A 25,061-nucleotide genomic window follows, 5' to 3' on the forward strand; every position below is an offset into this window, starting at 1 on the left:
GCCCTCTCTCTTTGCGCGGCGCTGCGCGCTGCGCTACAGGTGCGGCCAAACGGCGGGCGGCAGACCCGCGACCATGAAAGGCTTGAGCCGATGAAACCCGCAGTCCTTGCCGCGGCGCTGGCCGGTCTGGCGATTCCCCTTTTCGCCCCGGCGGTCCACGCGCAGGCCGAGGCCGTCGTCACCAAGCAGTATGACGACGGCGGCGTCTACGAAGGCACCTTCCGCAACGGCCGCCAGCACGGGCGCGGCACCTATACGCTGCCCTCGGGCTACAGCTACGAGGGCGACTGGGTGGACGGCGAGGTCAGGGGGCAGGGCCGCGCCACCTATCCCGACGGATCGGTCTACGAAGGCCAGTTCGAGAACGGCAAGCCCCATGGCAAGGGCCGGATCACCTATGCCGACGGCGGCACCTATGAGGGCGACTGGGCCGAGGGCGAGATCACCGGGCAGGGCCGCGCCACCTATGCCAATGGCTCGACCTACGAGGGCGGCTTCGACAAGGCCCTGCACCACGGCAAGGGCCTGCTGACCCAGCCGGGCGGCTACCGCTATGCCGGCGACTGGGTGCGGGGCGCGCGCGAAGGGCAGGGCCGGATCACCTATCCCGACGGGTCAGTCTACGAAGGCGGGATGCTGGCCGGGATGCGCGCGGGCCAGGGCAAGCTGACCATGCCGGACGGGCTGGTCTACGAGGGCGGCTGGGCCGGGGGGCAGATGTCGGGGCAGGGGCGGCTGGTGCAGCCCTCGGGCGACATCTACGAAGGCACCATGGTCGCGAACCGGCGCGAGGGCCACGGCCGCGCAACTTACGTCAACGGCGATGTCTACGAGGGCGGCTTCCGCGCCGACAAGCGCCACGGGCAGGGCGTCTTCACCGGCACCGACGGCTATCTTTACGACGGCGGCTGGGTCGATGGCCGGATGCAGGGCGAGGGCCGCATCCAGTATCCCGACGGCTCGGTCTACGAAGGCATGCTCAAGGCCGACCAGCCGGACGGCAAGGGGAAGATCACCTATCCCGACGGCGCCACCTATGAGGGCGACTGGGTCGCGGGCGTGATCGAGGGGCAGGGGAAGGCCACCTATGCCAACGGCCTCAGCTACGAGGGCGGCTTCAGGGATGCCAGGAACGACGGGCTGGGCACCATGTCCCACCCCGACGGCTATGTCTACACCGGGGCCTGGAAGGACGGCCAGCGCCATGGCGAAGGCGCGGCCACCTATCCAGACGGCACCACCTATCGCGGCGGCTTCGCGGACGGGCTACGCGAGGGCGAGGGGGTGCTGATGACCCCCGACGGCTTCCGCTACGAGGGCGGCTGGAAGGCCGGAGAGATCGACGGCGAGGGCGTCGCGACCTACGCCAACGGCGATGTCTACGAGGGCAGCTTCGTCGCCGGCAAGCGGCAGGGCATGGGCGTGATGCGCTATGCCAGCGGCCGCGTGACGGAAGGGCAGTGGCACGACGACCGGCTGGAATCCGAAGCGGACGCCGGTGCGGCCCCCGCCGAGCCCTCCGTCACCCCGCCCGACGAGCCGGCGGGCGCGGCCCCGCCGTCCCCGGCCGCAGCAGGGACCGAACCCGGTTCCGCAGCCCCGGACAGCCCCGCGGTCCCCCCTTCCGATACGGAATGAACCCGCGGCCCCGGCGCGCTGCCCTGCGGGGCGGGTGAACGGCGCTGGCATTTCCCGGCAGTCCTCTGCTACACCTCCGCAATTCTGCAGCCGGAGATCGCCATGCCCCGCTGGACCCTGTCGCAGCGCCTGATCGCCTTTGTCACCATCCCCGCCGCCTTGCTTCTGCTCGTCTTCGGGTGGTTCCGGGCCGATGAGCCGGCGCAGTTCTTCAAGGAAGGCGGGGCGGTCGAGACGGTCTCGGTCCTGCTTCTGGCGCAGGGGGTCCTTTGCTGGTTCGCCGTCCATGGCCGCGCGGGCTGGCGCGACTGGCAGATCCCGGCGATCCTCGTGCTTTTCGCGATGCGCGAGATGGACTTCGACAAGCGATTCACCGAGTCCGGGGTTTTGAAGCTGCGGACCTATACCGGCGACGCGCCGCTGATGCTCAAGCTGACGGGCGCGGCGGCCATCCTGTTCTCGCTCTGGGTCATCTGGCGCATCCTTGCCCGCAACGGGCCGGGCTGGTGGCGCGGGTTGCGCGCGGGAAGATTCCCGGCCGTCGCGACCCTGCTGGCCATGGTCATGGTGGTCTTCGCCAAGGGCCTCGACGGGCTGGGCCGCAAGCTTCTTGACGTGGGAATCGTCATCTCGGACGGCCTCGACGGCCATGCCGGCCGGATCGAGGAGGTGCTGGAGCTTGCCGCCTGGTGGCTGCTGGCGCTCGCCATCGCCCGCTTGCCCGCCGCGCGGGCGCAGGAACCGCGGCCCAAGGACGGCGAAGACCCCGCCCGGCTGCCGCGCCGCGCCTGAGCCGCGGCCCTGTCCCCGTCGTTCCCGCGTCACAAATCCCACACCTGCGGCCAAATGCATCAGGGCAAGCGCCGCTGCCCGCTGGACGGGCGCAACCGGTGCCGCTAGAACCGCCCGTGCGAGGGCTGTCCACGGACGGCCCGACCCGTCATATCGGCCCGGCCTCCGCAGGTCGGCCCCGAACTGGAGATTGACCGTGTCCCACGCTGAAGACCACGCAGGAGACCACGGCGCCACCCGGAGGGACTTCCTCTATTACGCGACAGCCGGTGCCGGCGCGGTCGCGGCCGGGGCAGCGGCCTGGACCCTCATCAACCAGATGAACCCCTCGGCCGACGTGCAGGCCCTGTCCTCGATCCAGGTCGACATCGGCGAGGTCGCCGAGGGCACGCAACTGACCGTGAAATGGCTGGGCAAGCCGGTCTTCATCCGCCACCGCACCGCCGAGGAAATCGAGCGCGCCCGCGCCGACGACGGCGCCACGCTGATCGACCCGACCTCGCAGAACGCCAACAACCCCGACGCCAGCGCCGCCGACGAGAACCGCACGCTGGACGAGGAAGGCCGCTGGCTGGTCCAGATCGGCGTCTGCACGCACCTGGGCTGCGTGCCGATCGGCGACGGGGCGGGCGACTACCAGGGCTGGTTCTGCCCCTGCCACGGGTCGCACTATGACGCCTCGGGCCGCATCCGCCGCGGTCCGGCGCCGACCAACATGGCCATTCCCGTTGCGTCCTTCCTGGACGACACCACCATCAAGCTGGGCTGAGGAGAGCGACGATGTCCGCCGGTATTCCGACCGATGACTACGAACCCAAGACCTCGGCCGAGCGCTGGATCGACCGGCGCCTGCCGATCGTCCGCCTGATCGTCGATTTCGTCACCCTTCCCACGCCCAAGAACCTCAACTGGATGTGGATCTGGGGGATCGTGCTGACCTTCTGCCTTGTGCTGCAGATCGTCACCGGCATCGTTCTGGCGATGCACTACACCCCGCATGTCGACATGGCCTTCGCCAGCATCGAGCATATCATGCGCGACGTGAACGGCGGCCACTTCCTGCGCTACCTGCACGCGAACGGCGCCTCGCTGTTCTTCCTCGCGGTCTATCTGCACATCTTCCGCAACTTCTACTACGGCAGCTACAAGCCGCCGCGCGAGATCACCTACATCATCGGGATGCTGATCTTCCTGGCGATGATGGCGACCGCGTTCATGGGCTATGTGCTGCCCTGGGGGCAGATGTCGTTCTGGGGCGCGACCGTGATCACCGGCCTGTTCGGGGCGATTCCCGGCATCGGCCCGACGATCCAGACCTGGTTGCTGGGCGGGCCTGCGGTGGACAACGCCACGCTGAACCGCTTCTTCTCGCTGCACTACCTGCTGCCCTTCGTGATCGCGGCGCTGGTGATCGTCCACTTCTGGGCCTTCCACACCACCGGCAACAACAACCCGACAGGGGTCGAGGTGCGCCGCACCTCGCGCGAGGAAGCCGACCGCGACACCCTGCCGTTCTGGCCCTATTTCGTCATCAAGGACCTGCTGGCGATGGCCTTCATCCTGGTGATCTTCTTCGCCATCGTCGGTTTCATGCCGAACTACCTGGGCCACCCGGACAACTACATCGAGGCGAACCCGCTGGTCACGCCCGCGCATATCGTGCCGGAATGGTATTTCCTGCCTTTCTACGCGATCCTGCGCGCCTTCACCGCTGACGTCTGGGTGGTGATGGCGGTCAACTGGATCAGCTTCGGGATCATCGACGCCAAGTTCTTCGGCGTGCTGGCGATGTTCGGCGCGATCATCGTGATGGCGCTGGCGCCCTGGCTGGATACCAGCCGGGTCCGCTCGGGCCGCTACCGGCCGCAGTTCAAGTGGTGGTTCTGGCTGCTGGCCGTTGACTTCGTCGTCCTGACCTGGGCCGGGGCGATGCCGGCGGAAGGCATCTATCCCTATATCGCGCTGGCGGGTTCGGCCTACTGGTTCGGCTATTTCCTGGTGATCCTGCCGCTTCTGGGCGTGATCGAACGGCCGGCCCCGATCCCGAACTCCATCGAAGAAGACTGGAACGCTCATTCCGAGCGTCTGACCACCCCCGCCGAGTAAGGAGAGACGCGAATGTCCCTGAGAAACGTCACGCTCACGGCGGTCGCGGCTCTGTCCTTCGGGATGGCGGCGAATGCCCAGACGACCATCACGGTGCCGTTGAACGAACCCGGCACCACCGCGCCGGCCCCGACGGGGCCGGGCACCACCGTCACCCGCCAGGGGGACGGCACCAGCACGGTCGAATCGACCGGCACCGTGCCGCGCCCCGAAGGCGTCGCCCCGCAGAACCCGCCGATCGGCTTCACCGGCGCGACCCCGGACCTGCCCAGCACCTCGGCGCCGATGGACACCACCGGCACCGGCCCGGTGCAGCAGCGCACCGGCCAGCCCCGCGCCGGCAGCACCGGCCAGATCGGCCAGGGCGAGATGACCGGCGAGACGGCCGACACCACCGGGGTGACCCCCGGCCCGGTGACCCCCGACGACGGCGAGGCCCAGGACGGCACCGCCACGCCGGCCAGCCCCGACGCGGAAGCCGCGACGGATGACCGCGCGACGCCCGACCAGCCCGCCCCGGCGGCTGACATCCCCGAGCCGACCGGCGCCGAGCCCGAGGTGGTCGAGGACCGGGGGACCGAGGTGATCACCCCGACGCCCACGGCCGAACCGGGCGAACCCCCGGCCGCGCCCAGCTTCGGCCTGCCTGATGCTGCGACCGAGGCGCAGGTGACCGCCCCCGTTCCCGCCGCCGAAGGCGCGGCCCAGGCGGATGCGCCGGATACCGACGTGCCGCCCTCGCCCGCCGAGGATGTCGCGCCTGCCGACGTGCCCACGGCCGAGCCTGCGGATGCCGGGGCCGATGCGGCCGCCGTCGAGGCGCCTGCCGAGGAAGCGCCTGCCGAAGCCGACGCCGAGCTTGCCCCGGCGGACGAGGCGCCCGCCGCCATCCAGAACCCCGACGAGGTCCAGACCGAGGGCGGCGGTGCCGACGCCGCCGCGGCGACCGAGCCTGCGGGCGAGGGAGCCCCCGAAGGCGAGGTGCCGCCGGATCACGACGTGGCCGCGGACGGGGGCGATTCCCACGCCTTCCACCAGGAGATCCGCGACGCCGCCTTCAGCTTCGAGGGTCCCTTCGGCAAGTACGACCAGATGCAGCTTCAGCGCGGCCTTCAGGTCTATACCGAGGTCTGCGCGGGCTGCCACGGCCTGCAGTATGTCCCGCTTCGCACCCTGTCGGATTCCAACGGACCGGGCCTGCCGGACAACCAGGTCCGCGCCTATGCGGGGGAAATGTTCGTCGTTGATGCCGAAACCGGCGAAGAGCGCCCGCGCATCCCGACCGACAACTTCCCGACCGTCGTGGGCGAGGGGATGGGTCCCGACCTGTCGCTGATGGCCAAGGCGCGGGCGGGCTTCCACGGGCCCTACGGCACCGGCCTCAGCCAGCTTGTCAACGGCATGGGCGGGCCGGAATACATCTACTCGGTTTTGACCGGCTACACCGGCGAGGAGATGGAGCAGGCCGGCACCTTCCTTTACGGCAACAAGGCCTTTGCCGGCGGCTGGATCTCGATGGCGCCGCCGCTGTCGGACGATGCCGTGACCTTCGAGGACGGCGCTCCGACCGACCTTGACAGCATCGCCAAGGACCTCGCGGCTTTCCTGATGTGGACCGCCGAGCCGAAGATGATGGAGCGCAAGCAGGCGGGCCTTGTCTCGGTGCTGTTCCTGGTCGTGCTGACGGTGCTGCTGTTCCTGACCAACAAGCGCCTGTGGTGGCCGGTCAAGCACCGCGAGGACGTCCCGGGCGACGGTCGCTGACGCCCTCTCGCAGACCACCGGAACGCGCCCCTTTCGGGGCGCGTTCTGCTTTGCTGCGAAGGGCCGGCTGGGATCGCAATCGCGCGCCATGCGCAGCATGGTTCCGGCGGACCTAAGGGGGCTGCACCGATGCTCAGATATGGCAATTCCCGCGCCGCCTGCAGCATGGTTCCATGCAAGCGCCGCCCGGCCTCTCACCGCTATGCCGGAGAGAGATCGAAAGACTGACGGGCGACAGCCCGCGCCTGGAACCGACGCGCCTCGACCGCGTGGCATCCGCCATCCCGGCGGCGCAGATCCGCCTTGCAAGCGGTGATGCCGTCGCACGCTTGCTCAAGCGCCGGACCTGCAGGCAGCAAGCGTTGCAGGAGCTATGCTGTCCCCTTCCGAACGCTCCCCTGCGGAATGAAACGCCGGGCGCCATCCCTCGCGCCCGGCTCCCCGGCCTCGAATTCCTGAGGTGACGAAGACCAGGGCCACAGGACCCGCGCGCCCGCGAGGAACTGCCTTCCCCGCAGATCCCGTTTTTTCTTCATCGCAAAAATATCCCGGGATCGTCGTATCCGACGAGGGGCTGGCCCCCGCTCCGGCGCGTCACGCCAGCACGGTGGTCAAGGCTTCAGCGCTGCCGCTCGAGGATCGTTTTCGCGACCAGCACCACCAGCGCGATCAGCGTCAGAACCGTCGCGGCGGCAAAGGCGCCGACGATGTTGAGGTCGTTGAACAACAGTTCCACCTGCAGCGGCAGGGTGTTGGTCTTGCCCCGGATGCTGCCCGAGACGACGGACACGCCGCCGAACTCGCCCACCGCCCGCGCCGTGGCCAGCACCGCGCCGTAAAGCAGCGCCCAGCGGATGTTGGGCAGGGTGACGCGGCGGAAGATCTGCCAGCCGCCCGCACCCAGCGTCACCGCCGCCTGCTCCTGATCCGACCCTTGGGCCTGCATCAGCGGCAGCACCTCGCGCACGACGAAGGGGGTGGTCACGAACATCGTCACCATGACGATGCCCGGCAGGGCGAACAGCACGGTGATGTCGTTCTGCGCCAGCCAGCCGCCCAGATACCCCTGCCGGCCGTAAAGCAGCAGGTAGCAGATCCCCGCGATGATGGGCGAGATCGAGAAGGGCAGCTCGATCATGGTGGTCAGCAGCCCGCGCCCTGGAAAGCTGAACTTGGACAGAAGCCACGAGGCCCCGATCCCGAAGGCCACCGTCACCGGCACCACGATCACCGCGACCAGCGTCGTCAGCCAGATCGCGTGCAGCGTGCCGGGGTCGAGGATGTTGGCGACGTAAGCCCCCCAACCCGCCGACAGCGCCTGCACGAAGATATAGACCAGCGGCACGACCACCATGATGGCCGTCAGGACGAAAGCCGCGCCGATCAGCAGCACCCGCGTCATGCCGTGACCGCCCCGTAGCGGGCCGCGCGCAACTGGATCAGGTTCGAGACGAACAGCAGCGCCAGCGCCAGCAGCATCAGCACCAGCGCGATGGCCGCGGCGCCCTCGTAGTCGTATTCCTCGATGCGGATATAGGCCAGCAGCGAGGCGACCTCGGTGCGGAAGGGCAGGTTCCCGGCGATGAAGACGACCGCCCCGAACTCGCCCAGCGAGCGCGCGAAAGAGGTCGTGACGCCCCCCAGCCAGGCCGGCATGATCGCGGGGAAGATCACCCGCCGGAAGGTGGTGAAGCCGCGCGAGCCAAGGCTCGCCGCCGCGTCCTCCAGCGCCGGGTCAAGCTCCTCCAGCACCGGCTGGACGGCGCGGACCACGAAGGGGATCGAGGTGAAGGTCATCGCCAGCACGATGCCCCCCAGCGTATAGACCACCTGCAGCCCCAGAGGTTCCAGCAGCGCCCCGAACCAGCCGTTGGCGGAATACAGCGCCGTCAGCGACAGCCCCGCCACGGCGGTCGGCAGGGCGAAGGGAATGTCCATCAGCGCATCCAGCAGCCTGCGCCCCGGAAAGCGGTAGCGGACCAGCACCCAGGCCATCAGCAGGCCGTAGACGGCGTTGATGACCGTGGCCAGCGCCGCCGCAAGGATGGTGATCCGCAGCGAGGCCAGCGTCCTCGGCGCGGTGATGATGTCCCACAGCCGCGCCCCCCCGATCCCCGCCCCGGTCAGGACCAGGGCGATGATCGGAATCAGCACGATGATCGACAGGTACAGGACCGTCGTGCCAAGCGTCAGGCGAAAGCCGGGAAGGACGGCCCGCGCCCTGACTGCAGGGGCGTGGGTCAGGCTCATTGATTGACGAAGACCTGATCGAGGATGCCGCCCGAGGCGAAGTGCTCGGATTCGACCTTGTCCCAGCCGCCGAAGACCTCATCGACGTTCAGCAGCTCGACCGGCGGGAACTGGTCGGCGAACTCGGCGGTGACCTCCTCGTTGGCGGTGCGGTTGCCGCCCTCGGCCACCACGCGCTGCGCCTCGGGGGAATAAAGCCAGGTCAGGTATTCGGTCGCAAGCTCGGTGGTGCCGTTCTTTTCGGCGTTCTCCTCGACCACGGCCACGGGGAAGGCCGCGAACAGGCTGACCGGCGGCGTGATCGACACCAGCCCGCGGTCGGCATATTGGGCGGCGATCTGGCGTGTCTCGGCCTCGAAGGTCACCAGCACGTCGGCGATGCCCCGTTCCACGAAGGTCTGGGTCGCGGCCCGCCCCCCGGTGTCGAAGACCGGCACGTTGCCCATGATCCTGCGGACGAAATCCTGCGCCGCCGCCTGGTCGCCGTTGTTCTCGCGCAGACCGAAGGCATAGGCGGCCAGATAGGTGTAGCGCCCGTTGCCCGAGGTCTTCGGGTTCGGGAAGACCACCTGCACGTCCTCGCGCGCAAGATCCGACCAGTTCTGGATGTTCTTGGGGTTGCCTTCGCGCACAAGGAAGGCGGGGGCTGAATACCAGGGCGAGGCGCCGTTGGGGAAAGCCTCGCGCCAGTTCTCGGCCACCATGCCGCCCTTGGCCAGCATGTTCACGTCGGTTTCCTGGTTGAAGGTCACCACATCCGCCGGCAGCCCTTCCAAGATCGAGCGGGCCTGCCGCGAGGACCCCGCGTGCGACTGCTCGATGGTCACGTCGCGGCCGGTCTGTGCCTTCCAGTGTTCGGCAAAGACGGGGTTCAGGGCCTCGAACAATTCGCGGCTGATGTCGTAGCTGACGTTCAGCAGCCGGTCCTGTGCGAAGGCGGGCGAAGCCGCCAGCACCAGCGCGGCCACTGCCGCCTTGATTGCACCAAGTTTCATCGGAAAACCCTTTCAGGCGGTTTCAGCGGGAAAGACGGATGCGTGTTCCGGGCGCAGATGCACCCGCACGCCGGGGGCGATCTGGGCGGCGCGGGGGCTGCGCCGGCGCAGGTCGGCGGGGATCTTGGTCCCCGCGGCATCCGCCAGCACCAGCCGCAGATGCGCCCCGGTGTTGGTGACAGAAGCGATGGTCCAGGGACCGTCAGGGTCGGGAATCGGCGTCAGGTCCTCGGGGCGCATGAACAGCCGCGCCGGGCCGTCGGGCAGGGCGGAGGGCAGGTGGTCGGTCTCGATCCCCTCGGCCGCCACCCGGCCACCCCGGACGGCGACGGGCAGCTCGATCGTCGCGCCCATGAAATTTGCGACAAAGGGCGATGCCGGCGCGTCATGGATCGCCGCCGCGTCGCCTGACTGCACGATCCGGCCCCCGTCCAGCACCACCACCCGGTCGGCAAGCTCGAAGGCTTCCTCCTGGTCGTGGGTGACGAAGATCGTGGTCGTGCCCGTCGCGTCATGGACACTGCGGAGCCATTGGCGCAGGTCGCGCCGGACCGCCGCATCCAGCGCCCCGAAGGGTTCGTCCAGCAGCAGCACCGTGGGTTCGATGGCAAGCGCCCGCCCCAAGGCGACCCGCTGCCGCTGGCCGCCCGAAAGCTGCGCCGGATGCCGGTCGCCCAGCGCCTCGATCTGCAGGAAGCCCAGCAGCTCATCGACGCGGCGCGAGATCTCCGCGCGCGAGGGTCGCTCGCCCCTCGGGCGCACGGTCAGGCCGAAGGCGATATTGTCGCGCACCGTCATGTGCGGGAACAGCGCGTAGTTCTGGAAGACAAAGCCGATGCGGCGGTCCTGCGGGTCAAGCTTCAGCCAGTCCGCCCCGTCCACCGCCAGCCGCCCCGCATCGGGCCACTCAAGCCCGGCGATGATCTTCAGCAGCGTCGTCTTGCCGGACCCCGAAGGCCCCAACAGCGCCACCAGCTCGCCATCCGCGACGGTCAGGTCGATGCCTCGAAGCACCTCGGTCCTGCCGAAGCTTTTCGTCATCTGCGCGATCTCGATGGTCATGGGCGGCCTTTCCCTTGCATCGGGGCATCTAACCCCCGCAGCCCGGTGCAACAAGGGATTGCCGGGACAGGGGAAATCGCCGGATCAGACCGTTTTCCGCAGGCCGGGGCGGCATCTGCGGCAAGCGGGCCGCCATTCCGCGCAACGGCAGAAGATATCCTTGCAAAAGCCGCAGTGAGGGAAGTCTTTCCTTTTCTTGGCTGCTTCGATGCAGATTGCATGGCAAAACGTCCGCTTCGCCCGGTGCCGATCACATCAAAGCAAGGCCGGACCGCCAGTCTTCGCGACCGCCGCAACCTGCGCTGCAAAGGGCAGTCAAGGGGGCAGACGTCCGCTTTCAGGGATAACCGACCCGGTCCCTTGCCTCTGCATCGCCTGTGCATCATCCGTGCATCGGTTGTGCATCCACTGTGCGGCGCTTGTGGGGCCTTCCCGCAGAGCTTATCTCGCCCTCATGCGTATCCCCTTTTTGTCGCCCCGGCGGCCGACCGTTTCCGTCATCCGCCTGCAGGGCGCCATCGGCATCGCCGCGCGGGGCAGCGGGGCGGGGCTGTCGGACGCGGGCCTCGCGCCGATGCTGGCCCGCGCCTTCACCCGCGGCAAGCCGGTGGCGGTCGCCATTGCGCTGAACTCGCCCGGAGGCTCGCCCGTCCAGTCCTCGCTGATCGCGGCCCGCATCCGGCGGCTGGCGGACCGCCACCACATTCCGGTCCATGTCTTTGTCGAGGATGTCGCGGCCTCGGGCGGCTACTGGCTTGCCACCGCCGCCGACACGATCTGGGCGGACGAGTCCTCGGTGCTGGGGTCCATCGGTGTGATCTCGGCAAGCTTCGGTTTTTCTGAGCTTATTTCCCGCGCGGGGATCGAGCGCCGCGTCCATACCGCCGGCAGCGCCAAGTCCTGGCTCGACCCCTTCCGCCCGGAAAAGCCCGAGGATGTGGCCCGCCTGCACCGCCTGCTGGAACCCATCCACGAGGCATTCAAGGCGCAGGTGCAGGCCCGGCGCGGCGACAGGCTGGACCCCGCACGCGACTATTTCACCGGCGATGTCTGGGTCGGCCGCGAGGCCGTGTCCCTCGGCCTTGCCGACGGCATCGGCCATCTGGAACCCGTGATGCGCGAGTTTTTCGGCGACAAGGTGCGGTTCCAGGGCTATAGCCAGCGGGTGCCGTTCCTGCGGCGCTTCGGCATCTCGGCGGGCGATTTCATCGACGCGGCGGCCGAACGCGCCGCCTTCGTGCGGCTGACGCCGGGGGACTGAGAATGCTGAAGGTGGTGATCCTGTTCCTGCTGATCATGGTGGCGATGGCGCTGGCCTTCGGCCCCGGCTTCCGCCGCCTGATCGCCCGCCTTCTGGGCCTGCCCCTTGGCCGCTGAGGGCGTGGCGCTGGTCACCGGCGCCGCAAAGCGGCTGGGCCGCGCCATGGCCCTGGCGCTGGCGGAACGCGGCCAGGACGTCGCCATCCACTACAACGGCTCGGCCGAAGAGGCCGAGGCCACCGCCGCCGAGACCCGCGCCTTCGGCGTCCGCGCGCAGGCCTTCCACGCCGATCTGCTGGACGAGGATGCCACGCAGAGCCTTGTCCCTGCGGTGACGCAGGCGATGGGACCGCTCACGGTGCTGGTCAACAACGCCTCGGTCTTCGAATATGACACGCTGGCGACCGCGACCCGCGAAAGCTGGGACCGTCATATCGGCTCGAACCTGCGGGCGCCCTTCGTGCTGACCCAGGCCTTCGCCGCGCAACTGCCGCCCGCGCCGGAACAAGAGGGCGAGCCGGTCGCGCATGGGTTGATCGTCAATATGATCGATCAGCGGGTGCTGAAGCCGACGCCGGCCTTCATGACCTATTCGCTGGCCAAGGCGGGGCTGTGGGCGCTGACCCGCACCTCGGCGCAGGCGCTGGCGCCGCATGTTCGCGTCAATGCCATCGGCCCCGGCCCCACCATGCAGGGGGCGCGGCAAAGCGAGGACCACTTTGCCCGCCAGCGTGCCGGCACCATCCTGCAGCGGGGCGCGGATGCCGGGGATATCGTGCGGGCGCTTCTGTATCTGCTCGACGCTAGGGCGGTGACGGGGCAGTTGATCTGCGTGGATGGCGGGCAGCATCTGGGCTGGCGGACCCCCGACATCATCGGCGGCTGATTCCCGCGCGACGTTGACGCCGCGGCAGTTTGTCCACGCCGGCGCGGGCCGTCATGCAAGGTTCATGATTCTTCATAGGAAAACATCGACTTGCAGCGTGGATCAAAAATTCCAAGCAAAAACAATAGACTGATTATGTGCCTGTTTTTTGGGCAAAGCAAGGAAAGCCCAGTGAATCCTGATCGGGGCGATGTTGCTCCGCAGGCGTTCCACAAACTTATCCACAAAATCGGTGGACTCAAATCCGGTTGCATCCACCCCGCACTTGCGGGCTGAGAGCGGAATCACTTTCTAGGCCACATGGACGACTCTGCCCCCACCCCTGACGCGCTGACCGGCCACCGGCTGATCGCCGATTACTGCCGCAGGCTGGACTCCAGCCCCGGCGTCTACCGCATGCTCGATGCCCAAGGCGCAGTGCTTTACGTCGGCAAGGCGCGCAACCTGAAGGCGCGGGTGTCAAACTATGCCCGTCCCTCGGGCCATTCGGGGCGCATCGCGCGGATGATCCGCGAGACGGCCTCCATGATGTTCCTGACCACGCGCACGGAAACCGAAGCGCTGCTGCTGGAACAGAACCTCATCAAGCAGCTGAAGCCGCGCTACAACGTGCTTTTGCGGGACGACAAGTCCTTCCCGAATATCCTCGTGGCAAAAGCGCATCCCTTCCCGCAGATCAAGAAGCACCGGGGCGCGAAGTCGGAAAAGGGCGACTATTACGGACCCTTCGCTAGCGCGGGGGCGGTGAACCGGACGCTGAACCAATTGCAGCGGGTGTTCCTGCTGCGCTCCTGCACGGACGCGACCTTTTCCGCGCGCACGCGGCCCTGCCTGCTGCACCAGATCAAGCGCTGCAGCGCCCCCTGCGTCGGCCGCATCGACGAAGGGGCCTATGCCGAGCTGGTCGCGGATGCGGAACGCTTCCTGCAGGGGCGCTCCACCTCGGTGCAGGCGCGGCTGGCCGAGGACATGGCCGAGGCGGCGGAAGCGATGGAATATGAACGCGCCGCCGCCCTGCGGGACCGGATCAAGGCGCTGACCGCCGTGCAGTCGGTGCAGGCGATCAACCCCAAGGGCGTGGCCGAGGCCGATGTCGTGGCGCTGCACATGGAGGCGGGGCAGGCCTGCGTGCAGGTCTTCTTCATCCGCGGCAACCAGAGCTGGGGGAACCGCGACTTCTATCCCCGCACCGGCGGGTCGGAGTCGGCCGAGGAGATCATGCAGGCCTTCCTCGCCCAGTTCTACGACGACAAGGTGCCGCCGCGGCTGATCCTGCTGAGCCATGGGACCGAGGACCAGGATCTGGTGGCGCGGCTGCTGTCGGACCGCGCGGGCCGCCGCGTGGCGGTGGGCGTGCCGCAGCGGGGCGAAAAGGCGGCGCTGGTCGCGAACGCTCTGCGGAACGCGCGGGAAAGCCTTGCGCGCCGCCTGGCCGAAAGCGCCACGCAACGGCGGCTGCTGGAGGGGCTGGCCGAGGCCTTCGACCTGCCCGTGGTCCCGCGCCGGATCGAGGTTTACGACAACAGCCACATCCAGGGCGCGGCCCCGGTCGGCGGTATGATCGTCGCGGGTCCCGAGGGCTGGATGAAAAGCCAGTACCGCAAGTTCAACATCAAGGGCACCGAGATCACGCCGGGCGACGACTTCGGCATGATGCGCGAGGTGCTGACGCGCCGCTTTTCCCGGTTGTTGAAGGAAGACCCCGACCGCCAGAGCGAAGCCTGGCCCGACCTGCTGCTGATCGACGGCGGCGCGGGGCAGGTCTCTGCCGTCGCCGGGATCATGGCCGAGATGGGGGTCGAGGATATCCCCATGATCGGCGTGGCAAAGGGCGAGGACCGCGACCACGGCAAGGAGGAGTTCCACCGTCCCGGCCATCGGCCAAAGGCGCTGCCGATGAACGATCCGGTGCTGTATTTCACCCAGCGCCTGCGCGACGAGGCGCATCGCTGGGCCATCGGCACCCACCGGGCGCGGCGGACGAAGCAGGTGATGGCGAACCCCCTGGACGAGATCGCAGGCGTGGGCGCGTCCCGCAAGCGCGCGCTGCTGGCGCATTTCGGCAGCGCCAAGGCGGTGGCGCGGGCGGGGCTTGACGACCTGCAGGCCGCGCCGGGCATCTCGGCGGCGATGGCAAAGGCCATCCACGACCATTTCCACTCCGGGGACTGAGCCGCGTCAGGCCGCGCCGGCCGCCCGCACGACCGGTGGATCGCCGCCCTGCAGGGGGATGTCATCCTCGCGCCGGGGGATGTTGAAGCACAGCACGTTGCGGCTGCGTTCGCGGAAGTAGAACAGCGAGCGGGTGAGGTCGCGGATGATGACCCAACCGAACCCGCCCGAACGCAGCGCCGCAAGCTGGGGCGAGGGCGGCTGTTCCGGCCCCGCCAAGCAGCTTGATGGCAGCGGCGGGCCGTTGTCGCTGATCGCGCAGGCCAGCCCGCCCGCGTGGCCGGTGACGGTGACATGGATCGTGACCGGCGGGTGGCGCGGCCTGTCCGCCGCCGGCTCTTTCCCCGTCCCGGTCCCGTGCTGGGCGATGTTGTTGAGGATCTCGGCCATCACCAGTTCCATCCGCGCCAGCGCGTCGTCCGGGACCGCGCCCGCGAACCTGTCGCGCGCATCGATCAGCGCCCGCTGCACCGCCGCGGGGTTTGCGTCGAGGATGCGGTGGAACATCGGCGCGGCGGCTTCGACCCGGCTCATGACGGGGTTCCTTCCGCCTGCGCCACGGCATCGGTCGCGCTGCCGTGGATGGTGAAGACCAGGTCCATCCGCGTCAGCCGGAACACCCGGTCCACGTTGGGGGTCAGGCCGGCAAGCTCGATCCGGTGGCCCGGCGGCAGCGCCCGCCGGATCGCGAGGATCGCCCCAAGGCCGGAACTGTCCATGAATGTCACCATCGACAGGTCCAGCAGCAGGCATGGCCCGTGGCGCGACATGATTTCCCGCAGACGGTCCTTGAAGCGGATCGAAATGGCCGCGTCCAGCCGCGTTTCCCCGACGCGGGCGCGCACGCCGCCCTCGATCTCCTCGATCGTGATGTTCATCCCGGCCCCTTGCAGCGAATCCTTCGTTGCGACCATGGTTAGCGCGGATTCCTTACCAACCCGTAAGCACGCGAGAACCAGATGACCGAGGTTTATGTCCATGCCGCCGTCCGCACCCCCATGGGGGGGATGCAGGGCGTCCTGTCGCCCCTGACCGCCCCCGAACTGGGCGCCGCCGCCATCGCCGGGGCGCTGTCGCGCGCGGGCGTGGAGGGCGCGCAGGTGGACGAGGTGCTGATGGGTTGCGTCCTGCCCGCGGGGCAGGGGCAGGCCCCGGCCCGGCAGGCGGCTCTGGGGGCGGGGCTGCCGCAGTCGGTGCCTGCGGTCACGCTGAACAAGATGTGCGGATCGGGGATGCAAGCGGTGATGCAGGCCACGGATTCCATCCGCGCGGGTTCGGCGCGGACCATCGTCGCGGGGGGCATGGAGAGCATGACCAACGCGCCCTACCTGCTGCCCAAGATGCGCGGCGGCGCGCGGCTGGGGCATGGGCAGGTGATGGATTCCATGTTCCTCGACGGGCTGGAGGACGCCTATGACAAGGGCCGCCTGATGGGCACCTTTGCCGAGGATTGCGCCGAGGAATTCCAGTTCACCCGGCAGGCGCAGGACGACTACGCGCTGCGTTCCCTGACCCGCGCCCAGTCGGCGATCATGGAGGGCCGCTTTGCCGACGAAGTGGTGGCGGTGACACTCGCGACCCGCGGCGGAGAGACCGTGGTGGACACCGACGAGCAGCCCGGCAACGCGCGGCCCGACAAGATCCCGACGCTGAAGCCCGCCTTCCGCAAGGACGGGACGGTGACGGCGGCGAATTCGTCCTCGATCTCGGACGGGGCGGCGGCGCTGGTGCTGTCGGACGATCCCAAGGGCGCCATCGCCCGGATCGTGGGCCATGCCGGCCACGCGCAGGCCCCGGCCGAGTTCCCGACCGCGCCCGTGCCGGCTGCGGAAAAGCTGCTGGCGAAGCTCGGCTGGTCCAAGGACGACGTCGATCTGTGGGAGGTGAACGAGGCCTTCGCCGTGGTTCCCATGGCCTTCATGCAGAAGATGGGCCTGTCGCCCGACCGCGTGAACGTCAACGGCGGCGCCTGCGCGCTGGGCCATCCCATCGGCGCCTCGGGCGCGCGGATCGTCGTCACGCTGATCAACGCCCTGCGTCAGCAGGGCAAGATGCGCGGCATCGCCGCCATCTGCATCGGCGGCGGCGAAGGCACGGCGCTGGCGGTCGAGATGCTGTGACGCACCCGCGGGGGTTGCGACCTGCTTGCCGGGCTTGCCCATCAGGATATGATGGACCAAGGTGCCGCCCCTGCGGCATCGCCTTGTCCAGCCGGAGATCATGCCGTGGCCGCAGCGTCGTTCCGGGGGAATTTGCCGCCGCCCGCCCTTGATCATGCGCCCTCTCACGCCACGATCCGCGAGGATGGGGACGCGCGGTCGGACAGTGGCACCCGCTATTTCCTGCCCGAGGGCGATGTCTTCCAGGGCAGCATCGGGACGGCCGGCGACACCGACTGGATCGCCGTCACCCTGACGGCGGGACAGAGCCGGACGTTCCGCATGGACGGTATCTCGCTGGCCGACACCGTGCTTGAGCTGGTCGATGCAGAGGGCGCGAGCCTTGCCTACAGCGACGACGCGGGCGCGCTGGAACGTTCCGAGTTCACCTATACCGCGACCTCCAGCGGCATCCATTACCTCGTGGCCAGCGGGTTTTCCGCCCATGCCGGCAGCTACCGGATCAGCCATGGGCCCGCCCGGCCGGGACCCGGCCCCGGATCGGACGTGCTGACGATGACCGAGATTGCACGCTACCTGACCGACGGCTTCTGGGCGGATCACGGCTATTTCCGCCATGCCCATGACGCGCGGCAGGGCTCGGTCCTGAGCTGCGACATCTCGGACCTGGGCGCGGCCGAGCAGCGGATGGCGCGGATGGCGCTGAACGCCTGGTCCGAGGTGACGGGACTGCGCTTCGACACCGCCTCGCGCGCGGGCGAAGCGGCCAGCATCCGCTTTGTCAACGACGACCCCGGCGGGGCCTATTCCATGCCGACGGCGGGCGATGCGGTTGTCGTCTCGGCGCTGATCAACATCCCGGCGGACTGGGCCGAGGGGCCAGAGGCCGGCTTCGACAGCTATTTCTACCAGACCTGCCTGCACGAGATCGGCCATGCGTTGGGCCTGGGCCATGCCGGCCCTTATAACGGCAGCGCCAGTTTCGGCACCGACAACGCTTATGCCAACGACAGTTGGCAGGCCTCGCTCATGTCCTATTTCAGTCAGGCCGACAACACGGTGATCGACGCCAGCTACGCCTATGCCGTGACCCCGATGAGGGCCGACATCATCGCGGTGCATGACCTGTATGGCACGCCGCGCGGCCTCAACGACGGCAACTCTGTCTGGGGCGAGGGCGGCACGGTCGCGGGCGCCCTCGGGGTGGCGAACGGGCTGATGGTGGCGGGCGCGGCCGTGACCATGACGATCTTCGACCAGGGCGGCACCGACTGGCTGCGGCTCGGGTCCGACCGGACGGCGCAGAGCATCGACCTGCGGGGCGGGGCGGTTTCCAGCGTCTACGGGCTGACCGGCAACCTCTCGATCGCCCAAGGCACGGTGATCGAGAACCTGGTCGCGGGCAGCGGCAACGACCTGATCCGGGGCAACGCGGCGGCGAACTGGTTGATCGGCGGGGCCGGCATGGACACGATCCACGGCCATCAGGGCAACGACACGCTGGAAGGCGGCGCAGGCGCCGACCTGCTGGCGGGCGGGACCGGCGACGACCTTTACATCGCCGATGCGCTGGACCGGCTGGTCGAGGCGGCGGATGGCGGCATCGACCGCGTGCGCGCCACCGTCAACTTCACGCTGGCCGAGCATCTCGAGGCGCTGCTGCTGATCCAGTCCTTCGCGAAATACGGGACCGGCAATGCCGGGGCGAACACGGTGGCGGGCAACAGCCAGGCGAACTACCTGTCGGGGGCCGCGGGCAACGACACCCTGTTCGGGATGGCGGGCGACGACACGCTGGACGGGAACGCGGGCGCGGACCGGCTGGTCGGGGGCGACGGCGACGACCTGTATCTGCGCGACCGCTTCGACACCATTGTCGAGGCGGCGGGCGGCGGCTTCGACACCGTCATCACCCGCCACGACATCGTTCTGGGCGCCCATGTCGAGAAGGTGGTGGTCGAGGGCGATCTTGCGGTGCAGGTGACCGGCAATGCCGCGGACAATGTCCTGATCGGCAACGGCGCCCGCAACCTGCTGATCGGCGGCGGCGGCAGGGACGAGATGTCCGGCGGCGGCGGCGCCGATGTCTTTGTCTTCACCGCCGGGCAGACCGGGCGGGTTCTGGACTTTCAGGACGATCTGGACGCGATCCGCATCGACGGCGCGCGGACGGCCGGACTTTCCGCAGGGGACCTGGACGCGCGGACAAGCGAAAGCGGCGGCGGGGTGAGCCTGGACATCTTAGGCGGGGTGCTGCGGATCGACGGGATGACGCTGGACGCGCTGCGGGACGATCTGCTGATCGCCTGACGCGCCGCCGCCCTGCCCTGCTGCAGCAGGGGGGCTGTCTGCCCCCCATCGCCTTGCGGCGATTCCCCCCGAGGATATCTGGAACCGTCCGAAGCCTTCTTCGGGCGGTTCCTGACTATGTCGGTGGCGGCCGGACAGGAGGCGGATCGGACAGCGGCCGTCATGGCTGTCCTTGCGCCGGGCGGGTCCGGTGAAGCCTTTCAGCGAGGAAGGCCCCGGCGGTAGCCCGCAGGGGCGGGTCATTGCCGGGACTTGCCTCTGTCAGACCGACAGGCAGACGTATTTCATCTCAAGGTAGTCCTCGATCCCGTGGCGCGAGCCCTCGCGGCCCAGACCCGACTGCTTGACCCCGCCGAAGGGGGCGACCTCGGTCGAGATGATGCCGGTGTTCACGCCGACGATGCCGTATTCCAGCGATTCCTGCACGCGGGTGATCCGGCCCACGTCGCGGGCGTAGAAATAGGCGGCAAGGCCGAAGATCGTGTCGTTGGCCTTTTCCACCACCTCGTCCTCGGTCTCGAAGCGGAACAGCGGCGCGAGCGGGCCGAAGGTTTCCTCGGTGGATACCTTGGCGTCGGCGGGCACGTTCGTCACCACGGTCGGCTGGAAGAACGACCCGCCGAGGTCGTGGCGCTTGCCGCCGGTGACGACCTGCGCGCCGCGGTCCAGCGCGTCGGCGATATGCTCCTCGACCTTTTCCACGGCATCGGCGTTGATCAGGGGGCCGGTGGTGGTGCCGTCCTTGAGGCCGTCGCCCACGGTCAGCTTGTCCACGGCCTTTGCCAGACGCTTGGCGAACTCCTCATAGACGCCGGCCTGCACGTAGATGCGGTTGGCACAGACGCAGGTCTGGCCGTTGTTGCGGAACTTGGAGGCCATCGCCCCGTCCACCGCCGCATCGAGGTCGGCGTCGTCGAAGACGATGAAGGGCGCGTTGCCACCAAGCTCCATCGAGCATTTCAGCACCTGGTCCGCCGCCTGCCGCAGCAGGATGCGGCCGACCTCGGTCGAGCCGGTGAAGGTCAGTTTCCGCACCAGCGGGTTCTCGCAGAACTCCTTGCCGATGTCCGAGGACCGCGAGGACGTGACCACCGACAGGATGCCCTTGGGCAGCCCGGCGCGTTCCCCCAGCACCGCCAGCGCCAGCGCCGACAGCGGCGTTTCGGCGGCAGGACGGGCGACGAATCCGCAGCCCACGGCCAGCGCGGGGCCGCATTTCCGGGTGATCATCGCGTTGGGGAAGTTCCAGGGCGTGATCGAGCCCACGACCCCGATCGGCTGACGCAGCACGGTGATGCGCTTGTCGGCCATGTGGCCGGGGATCGTCTCGCCATAGACGCGCTTGGCCTCCTCGCCGAACCACTCGATGAAGCTGGCGCCATAGGCGATCTCGCCCTTGGCCTCGGGCAGGGGCTTGCCCTGTTCCGCGGTCAGGATGGTGCCCAGATCGGTCTGGTTCTCCATCATCAGATCGAACCAGCGGCGCAGGACCTGCGCGCGTTCCTTGGCCGGACGCGCGGCCCAGTCCTTCATGGCCTGATGCGCGGCCTCGATGGCGCGGGCGACTTCGGGGCGCGACAGGTCGGCCACCTGCGCGATCACGTCGCCGCGGGCCGGGTTCTTCACCTCGAAGGTCTTGCCGTCGTCCGCGTCCACCCACTCGCCCGCCACGAAGGCGCGGGTTTCCAGCAGCGAGGGGTCCTTCAGCAGCGTCCGCAGGTCGGTCGAATGGGCGGTCATGGCGGGTCTCCGGGGCAGGGTTCCGTTTCCGCGCCAAGGTGAGCACCCGCGCCGCCATTGTCCAGCGTTCGCCGGAACGTGAACGAACCGTGCCCGCTTGGCCGGCATTGTTACCGCATCCAAGGGGCAAGCGCCCCGACCATGACGGAGATATTTCATGCGGACGTTCTTTGCGACCACGACCATTGCCGCGCTGACCATGGCGGGGGCTGCCTTCGCGCAGACCGCCGAACCTGCCCTGTCTCCCGGCGGCGCGCCCACGACGGCGACGGCCGCGACCGACCTGAACCTGCGGTCTGGCCCGCAATCGACCGCCTCGATCCTCGGCGTCATCGCCAATGGCGACGAGGTGTCTGTCGCGGGCTGCATCGAGACGGCCAACTGGTGCCAGGTCACCTACAACGGGCAAGAGGGCTGGGCCTATGGCGACTACCTGACCGCGCAGGTCGGTGAGCAGCCGCAGCCGCTTTACGAGAACCGCCAGACCGTCGGCGTGACCGTGATCGAGGCGCCCGCCCAGAACCCCGTCGAAGGCCAGAACACCGCCGTCGGCGCGGCGGGTGGTGCTGCCATGGGCGCGGTCGTGGGCGGTCCGGTCGGTGCGCTTGTGGGCGCGGCCCTCGGCGGAACGGCAGGCAACGTGGCGACCCCCGAGCCGCCGCCCGAGGTCCGCACCTACATCACCGCCAACCCGCAGCAGCCGGTGATCCTGGACGGCGAGGTCGTCGTCGGCGCGGGCATCCCGGACGCGGTGACGCTGTATGAAGTTCCCGGCCAGTCGGACTATCGCTATGTGGTCGTCAACGAACTGCCCGTGCTGGTGAACGACGAACGCCGCATCGTCTACGTTTATCGCTGATCGCCGGGGCCTCCCTCTCCCAAGGCGAAACAGGGGCGGGGCCATGTGCCTCGCCCCCTTTTCATCCCCGCCACTCGCGCCAGCAGGGCTGGCGGTCGCCGGGCGCAGGCGTGGCCTCGTAGACGGCCCGCGCCACCGCCCGCGCCAGTGTGCAGGCCGCCGCATGGCCAAGCCGAAAGGGATCGGCGGGGCGGCGGCCAGTCGAGACGGCAAAGACCAGATCCCCGTCAAAGGGGGTGTGCGAGGGCAGGATCGCCCGCGCCAGCCCGTCATGCGCCGCCACCGCCAGCCGCGTCAGCGCCGCCTTGTCCAAGCCCGCATCGGTCGCGACGATGGCAATGGTCGTGGCCTCGCCCTGCCGCTTTTCGGGGCCGGGCTCGTGGCCCGGATCGAACGGCCCGCCAAGGCTAACGCCGCCGAACTCGGCCCCCATCTCCCATGGCCCGGCCCAGAACTGCCCCGAGGGCGCCGTGACGGACCCCAGCGCGTTGACCGCCACCAGCGCCCCTACGGTCGTCCCGTCCTCCAGCACCGCCGAGGCCGACCCGAGGCCCCCTTTCCACCGCGCCGTCATCGCCCCCGTGCCCGCCCCTGCGGTGCCCAAGGTGAACTGCGAAGCGGCCGCCTCGAACGCCCGCCGCCCCAGCGCCGGATAAGGGCTGTCCTCCCACCCCTTGTCGCCGCCGTTCAGCAGGTCGAACAGGATCGCCGCCGGCACGATGGGCACAAGCGCCTCGCCCACTGCGAACCCCCGGCCCGCCGCCCGCAAGCCTGCCATCACGCCCTCCGCGGCCCCCAGCCCGAAGGCCGAGCCGCCCGCCAGCACCAGCGCATCCACCGCCTGCACCATCTTGTCGGGCGCCAGCAGGTCGGTTTCCCGCGTTCCCGGCGCGCCGCCCATCACATGGACCCCGCAGGCGAAAGGCTCGTCGGCGGTCAGCACCGTGACGCCCGACTTCAGCCGCGCATCCTGCGCGTTCCCGACCCGCAGGCTCTCGACATCGGTGATCAGGTTCGACGGTCCCGGCTGCATGCCATTCTCCTTTGTCCACATATTCCGGGATCGTCGTATGCGACGATGGGGCAGCGCCCCGGTCCGGCGACGGCAGCCGGAACCTCGCGCCGAACCACCCGCCCTTGCAAGCCGTTGTGCAACACCATCCCGCACCCTAGATCATGCGCCACAGCGACAGGAGCACGCCATGCCCACCCCCATCCACGCCATCTACAACCGTCCGCTCGATACCCCCACGCCCGCGGGCTTCGAGGAGATCGTCCTCGGCATGGGTTGCTACTGGGGCGTCGAGCGGCTGTTCTGGCAGCAGCCCGGCGTCTTCCTGACCGAGGTGGGCTTTGCCGGCGGCAATGTCGCGGACCCGACCTACAAGCAGGTCTGCGGCGGCCACACCGGGCATGCCGAGGTCGTCCGTATCGTCTATGACCCCAGCCGGATCAGCACGGAACAGATCCTCAAGTTCTTCTGGGAAAACCACGATCCCACGCAGGGGAACCGGCAGGGCAACGACATCGGCGACCAGTATCGCTCGGCCATCTTCACCACCAACGACAGCCAGATGGCCGCGGCCGAGATGACCCGCGTGGACTATGGCAACCGCCTTGCGGTCGAGGGCTACGGCCGCGTCACCACCCAGATCGCGCCGCTGGATCACTTCTGGCGCGCCCCCGAGGACCTGCACCAGCAGTATCTGCACAAGGTGCCGGACGGCTACTGCAACCTGCGCGGCACCGGCGTGCAGGCGTCCCAGGCCAGCGCGCTGCATGAGGCGACCGTAGGCGACGGCGATGGCAACCCGGAACCTTCGCCTTCGTCCAGCGGCGGCAGTTCGGTCGCGGCCGGTGGCGCCGTCTGATGCCCACCTGGACCGCGCTGACCCATCTGCAGGGCCGCGAAGCCGCCGAAGGACTGGCCGAGGCCTGCGAGGACCTGGACCCCGAGCCCGTCGGCACCGGCGTCTTCGAGATCGAGGACGGCTCGGACCGCTGGGAAGTCGGCGTCTATTTCACTGATCCGCCCGACGAGATTGCACTGGCGCTGCTGGCTGCGGCCCATGCGGCGCAGCCTTTCGCCATCTCGGAACTGCCCGAGGTCGACTGGGTCGCCCATGTCCGCCGCGAGCTGACCCCGGTCGAGGCCGGGCGCTTCTTCGTTCATGGCGCCCATGACGCCGACCGCGTGCCCGAAGGGTCCGAGGCACTGCTGATCGAGGCCGCGATGGCCTTCGGCACCGGCCATCACGACACCACGCGCGGCTGCCTGCTGGCCTTGGACCGCATGATCGGGGATGGCGAGACGCCCGAGCGGGTGGCGGACATCGGTTGCGGGACGGCGGTTCTGGCGATGGCGGCGGCCAGGGTGCTGCCCGGGGTGGTGCTGGCCTCGGACATCGACCCGGTGGCGGTCGAGACGGCGCAGGCGAATGTGATCGCCAACGGCCTTGCCGGGCGGGTGGAATGCGTGATGGCCGAAGGCTTCGGCCATCCGCTGCTGCATGACGCGGGCCCTTATGACCTTGTTTTCGCAAACATCCTCAAGCAGCCGCTGATCGAGCTTGCGCCCGACATGGCCCGTCACCTCGCGCCCGGCGGCAAGGCGATCCTGTCGGGTATCCTTGTCGGTCAGGCCGAGGACGTGGCCGCCGCCTATGCCGAGGCAGGGGTGCCGCTGCAGCGCCGCGACGACCTGGGCGAATGGGCCACGCTGGTGGTCGGACGTCCGGCGGAAGGTTGAAGCCCTGCTCAGGGTCCGTGGTTCTGACCCGTTGCGCGCATGGGGCCGGTGTCGGTGCGGGCGCGCGATTCCTCGATTGCGGACCGTGCCGCGCGCAGGTTGTCGCGGGCCGCGGCGAGGTCTTCTCGGGCGGCAGACAGCCGGTCGGGCGTGCGCGGTGGCAGGAGGGCAGGTCGTGCGGGCTCACTGGCCCGCAGGGCAAGCCAGGCTGCCAGCCAGCCCGGCAGGAAGGCTGTGAACAAGGTGCCACCGGCTGCGATCAGCAGTTCCGGCTGGTTCAGAGGGCACGTCTGGCCGCCCGGATGCGACGGATCGAGAGGGAGTCCCGTCGGAAAGGGTGCGATCCTCGGCACTGCCA

General features: G+C 69.0%; 22 protein-coding genes. 13 read left to right on the plus strand and 9 right to left on the minus strand.

What is annotated here, in order from left to right; translation table 11 throughout:
• The first annotated feature begins 90 nt into the window (after positions 1-90).
• From H5395_RS08030 to H5395_RS19445, 5 genes are all read left to right on the plus strand, one after another.
• Positions 91-1,638, plus strand: coding sequence for an MORN repeat-containing protein (locus H5395_RS08030; protein ID WP_182792052.1), 1,548 nt, complete (start codon positions 91-93; stop codon positions 1,636-1,638).
• A gap of 102 nt (positions 1,639-1,740) precedes the next feature.
• Complete coding sequence (locus H5395_RS18840; protein WP_182792053.1) at positions 1,741-2,430, plus strand: hypothetical protein; 690 nt, start codon at positions 1,741-1,743, stop codon at positions 2,428-2,430.
• Positions 2,431-2,626: 196 nt separating this feature from the next.
• On the plus strand, positions 2,627-3,199 hold the full coding sequence (petA, locus tag H5395_RS18845; RefSeq protein ID WP_182792054.1) for a ubiquinol-cytochrome c reductase iron-sulfur subunit: 573 nt from the start codon (positions 2,627-2,629) through the stop codon (positions 3,197-3,199).
• Positions 3,200-3,210: 11 nt separating this feature from the next.
• Positions 3,211-4,536: a cytochrome b N-terminal domain-containing protein gene (locus H5395_RS08045; protein WP_182792055.1), complete on the plus strand. Its 1,326-nt coding sequence runs from the start codon at positions 3,211-3,213 to the stop codon at positions 4,534-4,536.
• A 981-nt stretch (positions 4,537-5,517) separates the two neighbouring features.
• Positions 5,518-6,300, plus strand: coding sequence for a cytochrome c1 (locus H5395_RS19445; protein WP_370576416.1), 783 nt, complete (start codon positions 5,518-5,520; stop codon positions 6,298-6,300).
• Positions 6,301-6,919: 619 nt separating this feature from the next.
• On the opposite strand, the gene cysW is transcribed toward H5395_RS19445, so the two are convergent.
• From cysW to H5395_RS08070, 4 genes are read right to left on the minus strand one after another with little or no spacing between them, the layout of a single operon-like run.
• Complete coding sequence (cysW, locus tag H5395_RS08055; RefSeq protein WP_182792056.1) at positions 6,920-7,702, minus strand: sulfate ABC transporter permease subunit CysW; 783 nt, start codon at positions 7,700-7,702, stop codon at positions 6,920-6,922.
• A complete protein-coding gene (gene cysT, locus H5395_RS08060) occupies positions 7,699-8,550 on the minus strand; it encodes a sulfate ABC transporter permease subunit CysT (protein WP_182792057.1) in 852 nt (283 codons plus the stop codon). The genes cysW and cysT overlap by 4 nt, the downstream gene beginning before the upstream one ends.
• Positions 8,547-9,545, minus strand: a complete 999-nt coding sequence (locus H5395_RS08065) for a sulfate ABC transporter substrate-binding protein (protein ID WP_182792058.1) — start codon at positions 9,543-9,545, stop codon at positions 8,547-8,549. The genes cysT and H5395_RS08065 overlap by 4 nt, the downstream gene beginning before the upstream one ends.
• A gap of 12 nt (positions 9,546-9,557) precedes the next feature.
• Positions 9,558-10,607: a sulfate/molybdate ABC transporter ATP-binding protein gene (locus H5395_RS08070; protein WP_182792059.1), complete on the minus strand. Its 1,050-nt coding sequence runs from the start codon at positions 10,605-10,607 to the stop codon at positions 9,558-9,560.
• A gap of 454 nt (positions 10,608-11,061) precedes the next feature.
• Here H5395_RS08070 and H5395_RS08075 point away from each other — a divergent pair, with 454 nt between their 5' ends.
• The 3 genes from H5395_RS08075 to uvrC all read left to right on the plus strand — a co-directional run bounded on the left by H5395_RS08075 (position 11,062) and on the right by uvrC (position 14,925).
• A complete protein-coding gene (locus tag H5395_RS08075; RefSeq protein ID WP_182792060.1) occupies positions 11,062-11,868 on the plus strand; it encodes a S49 family peptidase in 807 nt (268 codons plus the stop codon).
• A 105-nt stretch (positions 11,869-11,973) separates the two neighbouring features.
• Positions 11,974-12,753, plus strand: coding sequence for an SDR family oxidoreductase (locus tag H5395_RS08080; protein ID WP_220494907.1), 780 nt, complete (start codon positions 11,974-11,976; stop codon positions 12,751-12,753).
• Positions 12,754-13,053: 300 nt separating this feature from the next.
• Positions 13,054-14,925 (plus strand): excinuclease ABC subunit UvrC, encoded by a 1,872-nt coding sequence (gene uvrC / locus H5395_RS08085; protein ID WP_182792061.1) that lies wholly within the window; start codon positions 13,054-13,056, stop codon positions 14,923-14,925.
• Positions 14,926-14,931: 6 nt separating this feature from the next.
• Here uvrC and H5395_RS08090 read toward each other — a convergent pair whose 3' ends face one another.
• Together H5395_RS08090 and H5395_RS08095 are read right to left on the minus strand one after the other, a co-directional pair.
• Entirely contained in the window at positions 14,932-15,459 is a 528-nt protein-coding gene (locus H5395_RS08090) for an ATP-binding protein (protein WP_182792062.1), read from the minus strand.
• The gene (locus H5395_RS08095) at positions 15,456-15,803 is read right to left on the minus strand and encodes an STAS domain-containing protein (RefSeq protein WP_182792154.1); all 348 of its coding nucleotides are present in this window, start codon (positions 15,801-15,803) and stop codon (positions 15,456-15,458) included. Before H5395_RS08095 ends, H5395_RS08090 begins: the two co-directional genes overlap by 4 nt.
• Positions 15,804-15,884: 81 nt before the next feature.
• On the opposite strand from H5395_RS08095, the gene H5395_RS08100 reads away from it, so the two are divergent.
• Together H5395_RS08100 and H5395_RS19450 are read left to right on the plus strand one after the other, a co-directional pair.
• The gene (locus H5395_RS08100; protein ID WP_182792063.1) at positions 15,885-17,045 is read left to right on the plus strand and encodes an acetyl-CoA C-acyltransferase; all 1,161 of its coding nucleotides are present in this window, start codon (positions 15,885-15,887) and stop codon (positions 17,043-17,045) included.
• Between the two features lie 105 nt (positions 17,046-17,150).
• A complete protein-coding gene (locus H5395_RS19450; RefSeq protein ID WP_182792064.1) occupies positions 17,151-19,355 on the plus strand; it encodes a M10 family metallopeptidase C-terminal domain-containing protein in 2,205 nt (734 codons plus the stop codon).
• A 261-nt stretch (positions 19,356-19,616) separates the two neighbouring features.
• Here H5395_RS19450 and H5395_RS08110 read toward each other — a convergent pair whose 3' ends face one another.
• Positions 19,617-21,095, minus strand: a complete 1,479-nt coding sequence (locus tag H5395_RS08110; RefSeq protein ID WP_182792065.1) for an NAD-dependent succinate-semialdehyde dehydrogenase — start codon at positions 21,093-21,095, stop codon at positions 19,617-19,619.
• Positions 21,096-21,252: 157 nt separating this feature from the next.
• Here H5395_RS08110 and H5395_RS08115 point away from each other — a divergent pair, with 157 nt between their 5' ends.
• On the plus strand, positions 21,253-21,954 hold the full coding sequence (locus H5395_RS08115) for an SH3 domain-containing protein (protein ID WP_182792066.1): 702 nt from the start codon (positions 21,253-21,255) through the stop codon (positions 21,952-21,954).
• Between the two features lie 61 nt (positions 21,955-22,015).
• Here H5395_RS08115 and H5395_RS08120 read toward each other — a convergent pair whose 3' ends face one another.
• Positions 22,016-22,987, minus strand: coding sequence for a P1 family peptidase (locus H5395_RS08120; RefSeq protein ID WP_182792067.1), 972 nt, complete (start codon positions 22,985-22,987; stop codon positions 22,016-22,018).
• A gap of 169 nt (positions 22,988-23,156) precedes the next feature.
• Here H5395_RS08120 and msrA point away from each other — a divergent pair, with 169 nt between their 5' ends.
• Together msrA and H5395_RS08130 are read left to right on the plus strand one after the other, a co-directional pair.
• Positions 23,157-23,825 carry a peptide-methionine (S)-S-oxide reductase MsrA gene (gene msrA / locus H5395_RS08125; protein ID WP_220494909.1) on the plus strand — a complete coding sequence of 223 codons (669 nt, stop codon included), beginning with the start codon at positions 23,157-23,159 and terminating at the stop codon, positions 23,823-23,825.
• The gene (locus tag H5395_RS08130; protein WP_182792069.1) at positions 23,825-24,703 is read left to right on the plus strand and encodes a 50S ribosomal protein L11 methyltransferase; all 879 of its coding nucleotides are present in this window, start codon (positions 23,825-23,827) and stop codon (positions 24,701-24,703) included. Before msrA ends, H5395_RS08130 begins: the two co-directional genes overlap by 1 nt.
• A gap of 8 nt (positions 24,704-24,711) precedes the next feature.
• On the opposite strand, the gene H5395_RS08135 is transcribed toward H5395_RS08130, so the two are convergent.
• A complete protein-coding gene (locus H5395_RS08135; protein ID WP_182792070.1) occupies positions 24,712-24,945 on the minus strand; it encodes a hypothetical protein in 234 nt (77 codons plus the stop codon).
• Positions 24,946-25,061 lie beyond the last annotated feature (116 nt).

Source organism: Paracoccus sp. MC1854 (assembly GCF_014164635.1).
Classification (GTDB): Bacteria; Pseudomonadota; Alphaproteobacteria; order Rhodobacterales; family Rhodobacteraceae; genus Paracoccus.

What these genes read in the sequence shown, in the direction of transcription:
- H5395_RS08075 (WP_182792060.1), top strand. Translation starts at nt 11,062, where the DNA reads ATGCGTATCCCCTTTTTGTCGCCCCGGCGGCCGACCGTTTCCGTCATC.
- H5395_RS08100 (WP_182792063.1), top strand. Translation starts at nt 15,885, where the DNA reads ATGACCGAGGTTTATGTCCATGCCGCCGTCCGCACCCCCATGGGGGGG.
- H5395_RS08115 (WP_182792066.1), top strand. Translation starts at nt 21,253, where the DNA reads ATGCGGACGTTCTTTGCGACCACGACCATTGCCGCGCTGACCATGGCG.
- H5395_RS18840 (WP_182792053.1), top strand. Translation starts at nt 1,741, where the DNA reads ATGCCCCGCTGGACCCTGTCGCAGCGCCTGATCGCCTTTGTCACCATC.
- cysW (WP_182792056.1), bottom strand. Translation starts at nt 7,702, where the DNA reads ATGACGCGGGTGCTGCTGATCGGCGCGGCTTTCGTCCTGACGGCCATC.
- H5395_RS08130 (WP_182792069.1), top strand. Translation starts at nt 23,825, where the DNA reads ATGCCCACCTGGACCGCGCTGACCCATCTGCAGGGCCGCGAAGCCGCC.
- msrA (WP_220494909.1), top strand. Translation starts at nt 23,157, where the DNA reads ATGCCCACCCCCATCCACGCCATCTACAACCGTCCGCTCGATACCCCC.
- H5395_RS08045 (WP_182792055.1), top strand. Translation starts at nt 3,211, where the DNA reads ATGTCCGCCGGTATTCCGACCGATGACTACGAACCCAAGACCTCGGCC.
- H5395_RS08070 (WP_182792059.1), bottom strand. Translation starts at nt 10,607, where the DNA reads ATGACCATCGAGATCGCGCAGATGACGAAAAGCTTCGGCAGGACCGAG.
- cysT (WP_182792057.1), bottom strand. Translation starts at nt 8,550, where the DNA reads ATGAGCCTGACCCACGCCCCTGCAGTCAGGGCGCGGGCCGTCCTTCCC.
- H5395_RS08030 (WP_182792052.1), top strand. Translation starts at nt 91, where the DNA reads ATGAAACCCGCAGTCCTTGCCGCGGCGCTGGCCGGTCTGGCGATTCCC.
- H5395_RS08090 (WP_182792062.1), bottom strand. Translation starts at nt 15,459, where the DNA reads ATGAGCCGGGTCGAAGCCGCCGCGCCGATGTTCCACCGCATCCTCGAC.
- H5395_RS08095 (WP_182792154.1), bottom strand. Translation starts at nt 15,803, where the DNA reads ATGAACATCACGATCGAGGAGATCGAGGGCGGCGTGCGCGCCCGCGTC.
- uvrC (WP_182792061.1), top strand. Translation starts at nt 13,054, where the DNA reads ATGGACGACTCTGCCCCCACCCCTGACGCGCTGACCGGCCACCGGCTG.
- H5395_RS08065 (WP_182792058.1), bottom strand. Translation starts at nt 9,545, where the DNA reads ATGAAACTTGGTGCAATCAAGGCGGCAGTGGCCGCGCTGGTGCTGGCG.
- H5395_RS08110 (WP_182792065.1), bottom strand. Translation starts at nt 21,095, where the DNA reads ATGACCGCCCATTCGACCGACCTGCGGACGCTGCTGAAGGACCCCTCG.
- H5395_RS08120 (WP_182792067.1), bottom strand. Translation starts at nt 22,987, where the DNA reads ATGCAGCCGGGACCGTCGAACCTGATCACCGATGTCGAGAGCCTGCGG.